The organism is Actinomadura sp. 6K520 (assembly GCF_004349245.1).
Taxonomy (GTDB): Bacteria; Actinomycetota; Actinomycetes; order Streptosporangiales; family Streptosporangiaceae; genus Spirillospora.
This window is the reverse complement of sequence record NZ_SMLC01000196.1, coordinates 1-11,585: the sequence shown is the minus strand read 5'-3', so window position 1 is coordinate 11,585 and position 11,585 is coordinate 1. Positions and strand designations below refer to the sequence as shown.

The window sequence follows — 11,585 nt, the reverse complement described above, 5'->3', positions numbered from 1 at the left end:
CCCACCATCAAGACCCCCGCCACCCTTGTCATCGACAAGACCACCGGCGCGGTCACCCGATGGCCCCTGCTCCCCATCAACGTCCTCGCCAAGCAATACCGCCGCTATCTGCACCTAGAATCCATGGATCTTGAGCAGGACTGATGCGTTCTCACATGGCGGGACCGAGTAGCTGGAGTGCGTGGTCGGGGCGGTCGCGGTAGTGGTCGCAGGCGGCGCCGTTGACCAGGCCGGCCTGGGCGGCGTGCGGGAACAGCAGGTCGTTGACGGTGCAGACCTTCAGGCGGCGGGTCTCGTCGCGGCCGTGGGCGCGGTCGCGGGTCCGGTCTCCCATCTGGACCCGCGCCACGGGAGGCGCTTGAGCAGCCGGTGAAGGTGCGGGGATCTTGCTTTTGACGATCACGATGTAATGGGCGCTCTTGGTGTCGACCAGCCAGGCGGCGTGGTCGCGGACGGTATGGAGGGCGTCGGCGGTGACCACGGTGCCGTGCAGGTCGAGCGGTTCCAGCAGGCCGGTGAAGCAGGCGGTCTCGCCGCGCTTGGCGGTGGTCTGGCGCTGGGCGAGTACGACTCCGGCGTGGACGGCGGCGACCAGGTGCGGGCGGGTTCCGTCGGGGCGGCGGGTGCCGCGGACGGTCTTGCCGTCCACGGCCAGGCCCGCATGCCCGCCGCCATCAGTCGTCGCCGGTGCCGGTGGTGGTCAGTGCGGTCAGGTAGCCGTCCAGGACGTCGTCGAGCGCGTCGCCGTCCGCTGCGGCCAGGGCCCGACCCAATGTGGTGGCCACCGGCAGCACGGCATCGCCATCGGCATCGAGCGCGAAACCCGCAGCCGTCCAGATCCGCGGGTCCATGGCCCGGGCCCGGCGGCAGATCTGCGCCAGGGACCTGGCTCCACCCAGCACCGCGACCGTGCACAACGCCAGGATCGGTCCGAGCCGCTACCGGCGTCCGCGCCGGTACCGCCGGTCGGGGACGGTGTCCAGCACCATGGCCAGCGCTGGCACCTCGAGCACCTCGAGCACCTCGAGCACGTCGGTCACGTCGCCGGGCTCGTCGGCTTCGGGAAGGTCGTCGTAGTGGCGCGTGAGTGTGTCGAGCAGGGAAGATGGCATACGAGCGCGACCTCGGGTTCATGATCGAAAGGCTTCAGCAATCTTGATCATCCCCGAGTCGCGCTCCTTCGTTGCGCCCCTGCCACCGCACGCATGACCGCACCGCAGGTCATCTCACCATCCGAGAACGCATCAGCCCTGCCCCGCGCGACGGCCCCCAGCCGCGGCTTGGCATCCATAGGGCATCAGTTCCCGAAGGTGCGGTGACCGTCACACACCTTCCGCTACCTTACTCTTACGTGACAGTAGATTATTCGGTTGCGTCGGACTGCCGGCGACCAGACCGGCAGCCCGACGCACCGTCGACTGCATACGTCGTGACCCTTGAGGCGACTCAGAACGGAGATGGCGTTGACCGACGCGCAGGCACGAGACGAAGAATACGAGCATCGGCGCCTCGCCAGGACGGTGCATTTGCTGACGAACGAGCTGAAGCGTTTCACCGACTCCGTCGACGGGTCTGCCAGACATGTCAAGGAGCAGAAGGAGTACATGTGGGAGAGCTGGCGTGACATGGACGCCGCCGAGAAGGCCAACCACCGCACCGAGGTGAACATGGCGGTCGCCATCGGCGACCATGCAGTGCAGGCCAGAAAGCGCATGGAACGCTTGCTGAACTCTCCCTACTTCGGGCGCGTCGACTTCTATAGGAGAGGCGACGAGGAGGCCACGGCTCACTACATCGGTGTACACCATCTTCTGGACCCCGAGACCCAGGAAATTGTGATCCACGACTGGCGGGCCCCCGTGTCCAGTCTCTTCTATGACTTCGAATCGGGGGAGGCCTTCTTCGAGGCCCCCGAAGGCATCGTCCACGGCGAAATCACGGGTAAGCGCCAATATAAGATCCAGGGTGGGCGCTTGGAGTACATGTTCGACAGCGCGCTCAACATCGGTGACGACGTCTTGCAGCGGGAGCTGAGCCAGTCCGCCGATGACAAAATGAAGAACATCGTCGCGACCATCCAGCGGGAACAGAACGCTGTGATCCGCAACGAGACGGCACAGGTGCTGATCCTGCAGGGTGTGGCGGGCTCCGGCAAAACGTCGATCGCGCTGCACCGGGTGGCATTCCTGCTCTATCGCTTCAAAGACACCCTCTCGTCCGACAACGTAATGATCCTCTCCCCCAACAAGGTTTTCGGCGACTACATCGCCGACGTGCTTCCCGAACTGGGTGAGGAACAGACCGCGGAGATCGACTTCGACAGGATCGCCAGCGGTTTCCTTGCGAAGGTGACCGACTACGAAACGTTCAGCGAACAGGTGGTCAAGCTGCTTGACCAAGTCGATGAAGCGGCGGCCGAGCGCATTCGCTACAAGGCGACACCCGAATTCGTCGCCCGCCTCGATGCATGGATCACCTCGCTCGTGGACGAGGAGTTCACTCCCAGGCCGATCGAGCAGAAGAACAAACGACTCTCTGGTGAATGGGTCGCGGACGCCTTCAAAGAGGCACAGGCCCTTCCACTCTTCATGCGCCTGGAGCGCGTGGCCTACACCGCTGCTCGCCTGCTCAAGAACGAGGTACTGGACAGAGGTGGCAAGTGGACGGCCGCTGACACCAGCGGAGTCCGCCGACAGGTCAGCGCCATGTTCCCGTATAAAGACGCGCTCACCATCTACAAAGCGTTCTATCAGGACCCTGGGCGTCGTGGCCTGTTCAAGCCGGCCGGCCGGAACAAGATCGAGTACACCGATGTGTTCCCGCTGATCTACACCATCATCAGCACGTCCCGCTATGAGAGCTATGGACACATCCGCCATCTCCTGGTAGACGAGATGCAGGACTACACATCCATTCAGTATGCCGTGCTGCGCAAGCTCTTCTCCTGCAAGATGACGATCCTCGGAGACTCCAACCAGTCGGTCAACCCGTTCAGCTCCTCGTCACTGTCAACGATCCGCCAAACCTTTCCGGAGGCCGACTGCCTGGAGTTGTGCAAGAGCTACCGCTCCACGACCGAGATCACGGAGTTCGCCCAGAACATTTCCAGGAATGAAAAGCTCATCCCTATCGAGCGCCACGGGCTGCCACCACAGATCATCTCCTGCACGCACCAACGTGACCAGGAGGCACAGATCCTGGCCTTGATCGAGCGGTACGGACGCAGCGATCACAACTCACTGGGCATCATCTGCAAGACCGTCGCCCAGGCGGAAGCGCTCTTTGTCTCCTTGACAGAGGCCGGAGTCCAATTGACCTTTATTGATTACGACAGCAAGGCATTCTCCACCGGCATCATCATCACCGCGGCACACATCTCCAAGGGACTGGAGTTCGACACCGTGATCGTCCCGCACGTGGAGGACACGAACTACGCCAACGAGATGGACAGGTGCATGCTCTACATCGCATGCACCAGGGCCATGCACGAACTCCACCTGACCCACGAGGGGCGCCTCTCACGCTTCCTGGAGTTCGCGCAGGAATCCAGCCGTCTCGGCAATGATCACGCCGAGACGGCGGAGATCCTCGATCGTGCGGCGGGCGCACGACAGAGCTGATCCTGTCTGTCCAGACTGGAGAGATACCTCCGGTCATGCGGCATTCTGGTGCTCGTGGCGGATTCTGCCGGGGCGTTGGTGTCGACGTGTGTCCAGGCGTCTGGTCTGTTTGCTGATCGGCGGGGGCAGTGGATTGAGCGGGCTTTGGGTTCCAAATGAGGGAAAGGTGTCCGACTCGCCGGTATGGCCATTGTGGTGGGCGCTGTGCTGGCAGGGAGCGGGTGCTTCCTGATGGTGCGGATGCTGTATTTGATGTTCGTCCGCTTGTCCGACTGGATGGCGCTGCTGGCGCGTTCGACGGCGCCCCAAGGATGCCGAGCTGCTGGTGCTGTGCCGTGAGGGTCGCGGACGGAACGCACCCGTTCATGGACCGGTGGCTTAACCTCTGGACACGTGCCGCCCACCGGGCGCGGTGCAGTCGGCAGTTGAGCGCCTCAGCCTGCTGGGCGGTGTTTGCGGAGTTCTGCTGAGAGCTCGGCGGAGAATTGTTCGGCGTGGGCCAGGCGGGCGCGGATCTTTTCGCAGCGTTCCTCGACCAGGGAGCGGTAGGCGGTCAGGCGTTTGGCGAGGTCGGTGCGGACGGCGTCGCCGGTGTCGGGGGACTGGAGGTGGTCCAGGATTTCCAGCAGGTCGCGAATCTCTTCGAGGGTGAAGTCGAGTGGCTTCATGCGCTTGATGACCAGGAGGCGGGTCACGTCGTCGTCGGTGTAGAGGCGGAAGCCGCCCTGGGAGCGCGCCGCGGGCAGGGCGAGGCCGACCTCCTCGTAGTGGCGGATGGTGCGCAGGCTCAGGCCCGTCCGGTCGGCGACCTCGCCGATCTGCATGTGCCTGCCGTCCATCGGGCTCCTCCTGACGCCGCCGGCCTGCCCTGCCGGGGGCGGATGGTCCATATCGTCGGTCAAGCTTGCCATCATCTGCCTTGTGGCGCGGCCGGGGCTGCGCCGCGGTGCCGGTGGCGCCGGGAATAGCTGCTGGGAACCCAGTTCGACTCGGTCATGGTCGAGGCGTTCCTGCGTGCCCTTGAGTCGTGCGGCTGGGAGAGCGAAGCAGAGTTGCGGGAGCCCCTGGAGCTGCTGGACGAGGTCGAGCAGCGCATCGGGCTGCGCCCGGCACCGATGAACTGGCCGGTCGGCATCGCCGGGGACTTCCGCGGGCTGATCGACCGGGCCGGCGGCTCGTTCACCCGGTTCCGCCGTACCCCCGGCGGCGCCACCCGCGCGATCGCCGAAAACGTCCCCCCCGAGCAGGCCGCCGAACAGGAAGGCGAGGCGTGGGAGACCGCGGTGGAGGAGCTGGCGCTGCTGGACGAAATCGGCGCCACCCTCGACATGGACGCGTTCGCCGCCGGGAGCTGTACGCCGGTGCTGTTCGGGGCGGCGCTGCCCAACTTCGGGGTGGGGACGCTGCTGGAGACCGTGTGCCGGCTGGCGCCGGCGCCCTCGGCGCGGGCGGACGTCGGCGGTAATGAGCGGCCGGTGTCGGCGCCGTTCGCCGGGCAGGTGTTCAAGGTGCAGGCGGGCATGGACCGGGCGCACCGCGACCGGCTGGCGTTCGTGCGGGTCTGCTCGGGACGCTTCGAGCGCGGGATGTCGCTGACGCATGCTCCGACGGGGCGGCCGTTGGCGACCAAGTACGCCCAGACGGTGTTCGGCCGTGACCGCTCGACGCTGGAGGCGGCCTATCCGGGGGATGTGATCGGGCTGCCGAACGCGTCCGGCCTGTCGGTGGGCGACACCCTGTACGTCAAGACCCCGGTGGTGTTTCCGCCGATTCCGGCGTTCGCCCCCGAACATTTCATGGTGGCCAGGACGACCGACAACAGCCGGGCCAAGCAGTTCCGCCGCGGTATCGAGCAGCTCGACGGGGAGGGTGTGGTCCAGGTGCTGCGCAGCGATCTGCGCGGCGATCAGGCGCCGGTGCTGGCCGCCGTCGGGCCGCTGCAGTTCGACGTGGTCACCGCCCGGATGGCCGACGAGTTCGGCGCACCGGTCGACCTGACCCGGCTCGATTACACCACCGCCCGCGTCACCGACAAGGAATCCGCCGAGACCCTGACCGGCCGCCGCGGCGTGGAGGTCCTCTCCCGCTCCCTGGACGGCTCGCTCATCGCGGTGTTCGTCGACAAGTGGCGGCTGCGCGCCATCGAACGCGAACACCCCGGCCTCACCCTCACCCCCATGCTCGCCGCAGGCGTCCCCGACTGAGCACAGACCTCGTTACGACGTTCGCATGATCGCCAGTGCTCTCGTCTCGACCTCTGGCGGCACAGACCTCGGTCAGCGGTGCTGGCCTTGGGTCGATGCGGTGATGCAGGAGTTGCTTGGCGCGCTGGGTGTTCTCCCTGTCGTCGGCCTGAACCTCGCGGAAGAAGTCGGCTGCCGTCTGGTCGCCGTTGTCCTCGGCGTCCTTGATGTAACGCTCTAGTTAGCGTGTCGGCTTCCTGAAGGGTGTGGTAGAGCACGCTCACGATAGTGCTCATCCCGGGCGGCGGTTGCGGCTTCGGCTGCCATCGAGCCTCCCTCGAAGCGTGGTGGTTCCGTACGTGCGGCGCTACCCACGCGAAGTCGACATAAATGCCGATTCCGCAAACTTTCCTTACGTGAGAGTAATCTCTGCTCGGCTTCTGCGAGGGCTCCAAGGAGGGGGTGCGAGTCAGCTCCGCGGTGTACCTGCTCGTTTTGGGGCGTTCCTGGACCGACCCTGGAGCTGCTGGGCACCACAGGCGCTGGCCCTACTCTTACGTTAGAGTAGGATTGTTGGGTAGGTGGCGGTCCGGACCCATAGGGCCCTGACGCCTCGTCGCAAGGCTCGTTCACCGCATCCACGAGAACGCTGGGGCTCGCCCGGATGCTCCGCGAATGGCCTTGTCGCAGAATCCGACGTTGGTGCGAGTCACTCGTCCCATGACACCCCCTCCAGGAGGTCTGATGACCACTCGCGCTCTGTCGGCCACCACCCTGATCTGGTTGCGTGAACACGCTCTTCGCAGCTCGGACGCTGCGGGTGCCGGAAACGGGGTGATCGGTATCGTCCGCGGTTACGACAAGGCGAGCCGCTCGCGCGGTACGCAGTTGCGTCGCCAATGCGCCGCCTTCGGCTTGGCCACCATCGACATTCCGCCCGTCCTGCGGCACAGAACCACGCTGCCGGACCTGCGGCGAATCACGGCCTCGGTGTCCCTGCTCGTTGACGTCACGGGCCACGGCACGGACGCGCGGCGTATGGCCGCGCTGCTTGCACGCCCCCTCCTCAGCGGCGGCGCCCACGTGACCACGGAGGTCCCTGTCATCGGCATCGAAGAGGACTCCGACCTCGTCGACGTGGCGCTCAAGACCGTGGAACTGCGGCCACTCCACGACGATTTCCGTGTTCGGATGTGTCTTGACGGCCGATGGGTCGACCCCGCACCGGGGGCCAAGGTGCGCATCACGCTAACCCGGAGCCCGACCTGGCGGCTTCAGTGCACCTTCGGCGAAGGCCCGACCAGCATCTCCGTCGAGGGGACGGCCCTGACCCTCCGACCATCCTGGGGAACCTATGTCCTGGGTCGTGACGACCAGCCCATCTCCGACCTCAGCGACCCGGTCCAGGTGGCGCCGCTCCAGCAGCGGCTGACTCTGGTGCCGCCTCGACGCGGTACTGCGCTCGCCGGCTGACCACCGGCAACCGTGGTTCGGCGCAGCAACCCTCTCCATCAGGACAGCCGACTCTCGGATGCCGAACAGGCCTGGCTCCCGACATTGCCAGGGCCGCCCCTGCATACCGGAGTTTCTGCCGAACTATCCATTCGAGATTACTCTTACGTTAGAGTAGATATCGGCGGAGGACCCCCTCGTCCGCCTCCGGCGTCCCGCGGTGCCGGCTGCCCCCAAGCCCTGCACCGCGGTGACGCCACCATCGAGATCCAACACAGAGCGGCCCGAACCGGATGCGGTCGCGCCCAGTCGCATCCCAGATCGCACAGCGGAGAGAATCACCATGGTCGTGACGCGTCTTGAGATCGCCGAGACCATCGACAGCGTGTTCGGAGACGGTCCGGTATCACGGGACCAGATCATCACTGCGGCCCAGAACGCCGGGGCCCGGCCGGACGTCGTGGCCGCGCTGGAGCGGTTGCCGGAGCGCTCCTTCCCGCATCTGCGGGAGCTGTGGCAGCACCTGCCGGGACCTACCGGTCAGCGCCTCCAACGGCTGACGGCAGGAACACCGCACGCTCGACCGTCCAGGTATGTGACGTTCAAGGAGGCCGTGCCAATCGCGTCCTCGGTGGGACCCGGCTTCACCAGCGATGACGAAGGCGGTGCGGCCCTGCCGCAGGGTGGCGATGTCGGTGCGTCCACGCTGACGCGTCCGCCGGTGACGTCGTAGAACCGCATCAGCAGGTTGACGAGGACGGCTTTGCCGGCACCGGTGGGGCCGACGATGGCGACGGCGCTGAGGCCGACCTGTGGGACGCCTACATCGCCGAGTTCTCGCGCACCGACCCGCAGGGGCCGGTCGTGGAGGCGCTGCGCGCCGCGCTCACCGCCGCGATCCTCGGCATGGACAGCGGATGGGACGACCGCATCGTCAGGACCCGGATGCTCATCTCCCACGTCCCCGTCCCGCTGCGGGACGCCAGCACCCTGCTGTCCATCAACGCCCAGGAACGCCTCGTCGCCGCGCTGGAGACCAAGCTCGGCATCGACGGACGCGAGGACGTCCGTCTCCGCCTGCTGGGAGAGTTCGCCTTCGGCGCCTACCGGTGCGGCGCCAAGAACTGGGCCGCCGGCCGCGGCGCGGGCGGCGGGCGCGGCAAGTGGAGCCGCGCCGTCCTGGCCCGCCGGGTGGAGGAGGCGTTCGACGCACTCCCGGGCGCACTGGCGATGACGGTGTGATCATCGTCTCTCCCCGGCGTCCGCGGCCTCTACCGGCGCCTATGACTCTTCTGTGACGTTAGAGTAGGCACGCGACGGCAAGCGCTGGTGGTTGCGGTCTGCTGTCCGTCGAAGCCCATCGGGCTTCATCCAGGTCGTGATTTCTCGGGGGAGTCCGTTGCCGTCTCATGCCGACCTCGTCGGTGGCCGGTCACGGCCGCTCACCGCGGCCCGGCCCATGTGATTCGTCCATCGGTGAGCCGGTCGTCGTGACGGTTCACCGGCCCGCGGCCTGACCGCCGGGCGTCCCGGCGGCTCCATCACCGGCATCGGCGCCGGTTCCCGCCCCGCAAACCGCGTTGTTCGTGTTCCCGTGCCCTGATCCGGCACGGGCGACCCGCCATGTCTGGAGTGTTTTGAGTCTGCCCGCCGTACTGGCACACCGGCTGAAGCCGGCGTTCACACCCGCCCGGCCGATCACCGCCAAGCTCCTGCGCACCGAGGCGCTGGCCGGCCTGGTGGTCGCCCTCGCGCTGATCCCCGAGGCGATCTCCTTCTCGATCATCGCCGGGGTGGAGCCCGCGGTGGGGTTGTTCGCCGCGTTCACCATGGCCGTCACGATCGCGGTCGTCGGCGGACGGCCCGCGATGATCTCGGCGGCGACCGGTGCGGTCGCGCTCGTCGTCGCCCCCCTCGCACGCGAGTACGGGCTCGGTCACCTGCTGGCCGCCGTGGTCCTGGCCGGGGTCTTCCAGGTGGTGCTGGGGGCACTGGGGGTGGCGCGGCTGATGCGGTTCGTGCCCCGCAGCGTGATGGTCGGGTTCGTCAACGCCCTGGCCATCCTGATCTTCCTGGCGCAGGTTCCCGAACTACGGGACGTTCCCTGGGCGGTCTACCCCCTGGCGGCGGCCGGGCTGGCGCTGATGGTGCTGTTCCCGCGCGTCACCAAGGTCGTTCCGGCGCCGCTGGTGTCGATCGTGATCCTCACCGTGATCACCGTCGCCGCGGGCATCGCGGTGCCGACCGTCGGCGACAAGGGCGCGCTGCCCTCGGCGCTGCCCGCCCCCGGCCTGCCCGACGTCCCGTTCACGTTCGGCACCCTGACGCTCCTGGCCCCGTACTCGCTGGCGTTCGCGCTGGTCGGGCTGATGGAGTCGCTGATGACCGCCAAACTCGTCGACGACATCACCGACACGCACTCGGGCAAGACCCGCGAGTCCATCGGGCAGGGCGTCGCCAACATCGTCACCGGGTTCTTCGGCGGCATGGGCGGCTGCGCGATGATCGGCCAGACGATGATCAACGTCAAGAGCGGCGCCCGGACCCGGCTGTCGACGTTCCTGGCCGGGGTGTTCCTGATGGTGCTGTGCATCGGTTTTGGCCCCGTCGTGTCCGACATCCCGATGGCCGCCCTGGTCGCGGTCATGGTCCTGGTCGCGGTCGGCACCTTCGACTGGCACTCGGTGGCCCCCGCCACGCTCAAGCGGATGCCGCGGGGCGAGACCATCGTCATGCTGGTCACCGTCGCCGTGGTCGTGTTCACCCACAACCTGGCGATCGGCGTGGTGGCCGGCTCGATCACCGCGATGGTGGTCTTCGCGCGCCGCGTGGCGCACCTGGTGAACGTCTCCGCGGTCACCGACCCCGACGGCGGCCACGTCGTCTACGCCGTCACCGGCGAACTCTTCTTCGCCTCCAGCAACGACCTGGTCTACCAGTTCGACTACGCCGGCGACCCCGACCATGTGGTGATCGACCTGACCGACGCCCACGTGTGGGACGCCTCCACCGTCGCCGCCCTCGACGCCGTCACCACCAAGTACCAAAAGCGCGGCAAGACCGTCGAGATCGTCGGCCTCAACGAGCACAGCGCCCGCATGCACGACACCCTCAGCGGCGAACTCGCCGGCAGCCACTGACCGGGAGCCCGGCCACGTCCGCGCGAGAGCCATGCCCCGGCACCGTCCCGCAGGTGCCGGGGCTTCGCGCCGCCGGGCAGGCGCCTCAGCGCCGGTCCGAGTCCTGGCGCCGCTGGGCGATCTCGGTGTCGAGCGCGGCGGTGAACTGGCGGGCCTGCCCAAGTTCCTCTGCCAGTCGGGCCGCCCGGAGCCGGGCCGCTTCCAGGTACATCTCCGTGCGTTCCAGCAAGTGGTCGCGCTGATCTGTGATCTCGGGGTCCTCCAGGATCTCCAGCGTGGCGAGCAGGTCCCGGATCTCGCGGAGGCTGAAACCCATGGGGCGGATCCGCCGCAGCAGCGCGAGCCGGGCCACGTCCTCCTCGGAGTACAGCGCCCCGTCGTCCGTGGGAACCGATGGGACGACGAGATTGAGCCGCGCGTAGTGCCGGATCGTCCGCAGGCTCAGTTCCGTGCGGGCCATCACCTCGCCCACGTCCATGCCCTCAGCGATCACCGCTCAGCCCTCCATCGAAGTACCGGTCAGATGTCGATCACCCTGGTGAGGACCATCGGCCGCCGCCGGAACCGCGCGCCGGTCCAGCCGCTGACCTTGCGGCGCAGCAGCTGCTGGAGCTGCCCCGCGTCACCGATGCCGTCGGCCGCCGCGGCGGCGAGGACCTCGTGGATGACCGGTTCCAGGGCCGCGAGCTCGTGGTCGGGGATGCCTGCCCCCCGTGCGTGTATCTCCGGCGCCGCGGCGAGCTTGCCGGTGGTCGCGTCCACCACGACAAAGACTGAGAGGAAACCTTCCTCACCGAGCACTCGCCGGTCCTTGAGGGAGAACTCGGTCACCTCGCCGACCGACAGGCCGTCCACGTAGATGTAGCTGCACGGCACCTTGCCGGTGATCCGCGCGATGCCGTCCACCAGGTCGACCACGACGCCGTCCTCGGCGATGACCACGCGTTCGGGCGGGACGCCGGTCTGCACGGCCAGCGCGGCGTTCGCGCGCAGATGCCGCCACTCCCCGTGGACGGGCATGACATTGCGGGGTCTGGCCAGGTTGTAGAAGTACAGCAGCTCACCGGCCGAGGCGTGCCCGGACACGTGCACCCGGGCGTTCTCCTTGTGGACGACGTTGGCGCCCCACCGGGTCAGGCCGTTGATGACGCGGTTGATGGCCGTCTCGTTGCCCGGGATCATCGAGGACG

Annotated in this window: 13 protein-coding genes and 2 pseudogenes; 8 read left to right on the top strand and 7 right to left on the bottom strand. The window is 67.3% G+C overall.

The window, feature by feature from the left end:
- Positions 1 to 151: 151 nt before the first annotated feature.
- The 3 genes from E1289_RS32120 to E1289_RS38545 all read right to left on the bottom strand — a co-directional run bounded on the left by E1289_RS32120 (position 152) and on the right by E1289_RS38545 (position 1,112).
- Positions 152 to 655 (bottom strand): ISAs1 family transposase, encoded by a 504-nt coding sequence (locus E1289_RS32120; protein ID WP_131986964.1) that lies wholly within the window; start codon positions 653 to 655, stop codon positions 152 to 154.
- Positions 656 to 674: 19 nt separating this feature from the next.
- Complete coding sequence (locus E1289_RS38550; protein ID WP_165970694.1) at positions 675 to 851, bottom strand: hypothetical protein; 177 nt, start codon at positions 849 to 851, stop codon at positions 675 to 677.
- An 87-nt stretch (positions 852 to 938) separates the two neighbouring features.
- Complete coding sequence (locus E1289_RS38545; protein ID WP_165970693.1) at positions 939 to 1,112, bottom strand: hypothetical protein; 174 nt, start codon at positions 1,110 to 1,112, stop codon at positions 939 to 941.
- A gap of 351 nt (positions 1,113 to 1,463) precedes the next feature.
- Here E1289_RS38545 and E1289_RS32115 point away from each other — a divergent pair, with 351 nt between their 5' ends.
- A complete protein-coding gene (locus E1289_RS32115; RefSeq protein WP_207929287.1) occupies positions 1,464 to 3,620 on the top strand; it encodes a UvrD-helicase domain-containing protein in 2,157 nt (718 codons plus the stop codon).
- A gap of 183 nt (positions 3,621 to 3,803) precedes the next feature.
- Positions 3,804 to 3,959, top strand: a complete 156-nt coding sequence (locus E1289_RS38540; protein WP_165970692.1) for a hypothetical protein — start codon at positions 3,804 to 3,806, stop codon at positions 3,957 to 3,959.
- A 95-nt stretch (positions 3,960 to 4,054) separates the two neighbouring features.
- Here the strand turns inward: E1289_RS38540 and E1289_RS32110 are convergent, their stop codons facing one another.
- The gene (locus E1289_RS32110) at positions 4,055 to 4,459 is read right to left on the bottom strand and encodes a MerR family transcriptional regulator (protein ID WP_131986970.1); all 405 of its coding nucleotides are present in this window, start codon (positions 4,457 to 4,459) and stop codon (positions 4,055 to 4,057) included.
- 216 nt (positions 4,460 to 4,675) lie between these two features.
- Between E1289_RS32110 and E1289_RS32105 the strand changes: the two are divergent.
- From E1289_RS32105 to E1289_RS32090, 4 genes and pseudogenes are all read left to right on the top strand, one after another.
- Positions 4,676 to 5,824 (top strand): annotated as a pseudogene (locus E1289_RS32105) (peptide chain release factor 3); the annotation flags it as partial.
- A gap of 25 nt (positions 5,825 to 5,849) precedes the next feature.
- Entirely contained in the window at positions 5,850 to 6,044 is a 195-nt protein-coding gene (locus tag E1289_RS32100) for a hypothetical protein (protein WP_131986958.1), read from the top strand.
- Positions 6,045 to 6,547: 503 nt separating this feature from the next.
- Complete coding sequence (locus tag E1289_RS32095) at positions 6,548 to 7,276, top strand: hypothetical protein (RefSeq protein WP_131986956.1); 729 nt, start codon at positions 6,548 to 6,550, stop codon at positions 7,274 to 7,276.
- Between the two features lie 322 nt (positions 7,277 to 7,598).
- Complete coding sequence (locus tag E1289_RS32090; protein WP_243713285.1) at positions 7,599 to 7,988, top strand: DUF2795 domain-containing protein; 390 nt, start codon at positions 7,599 to 7,601, stop codon at positions 7,986 to 7,988.
- Here the strand turns inward: E1289_RS32090 and E1289_RS32085 are convergent.
- Positions 7,955 to 8,050, bottom strand: a pseudogene (locus E1289_RS32085) (ATP-binding cassette domain-containing protein); the annotation flags it as partial. The gene E1289_RS32090 and the pseudogene E1289_RS32085 sit on opposite strands and share 34 nt — an antisense overlap.
- Positions 8,051 to 8,119: 69 nt before the next feature.
- Between E1289_RS32085 and E1289_RS32080 the strand changes: the two are divergent.
- Entirely contained in the window at positions 8,120 to 8,497 is a 378-nt protein-coding gene (locus E1289_RS32080) for a hypothetical protein (protein ID WP_165970691.1), read from the top strand.
- A 413-nt stretch (positions 8,498 to 8,910) separates the two neighbouring features.
- A complete protein-coding gene (locus E1289_RS32075; RefSeq protein ID WP_131986968.1) occupies positions 8,911 to 10,395 on the top strand; it encodes a SulP family inorganic anion transporter in 1,485 nt (494 codons plus the stop codon).
- An 85-nt stretch (positions 10,396 to 10,480) separates the two neighbouring features.
- Here the strand turns inward: E1289_RS32075 and E1289_RS32070 are convergent, their stop codons facing one another.
- Together E1289_RS32070 and E1289_RS32065 are read right to left on the bottom strand one after the other, a co-directional pair.
- Positions 10,481 to 10,888 (bottom strand): MerR family transcriptional regulator, encoded by a 408-nt coding sequence (locus E1289_RS32070; protein ID WP_207929286.1) that lies wholly within the window; start codon positions 10,886 to 10,888, stop codon positions 10,481 to 10,483.
- Between the two features lie 26 nt (positions 10,889 to 10,914).
- The coding region (locus E1289_RS32065; protein ID WP_131986950.1) for a ribonuclease J at positions 10,915 to 11,585 on the bottom strand (671 nt) is incomplete at its 5' end.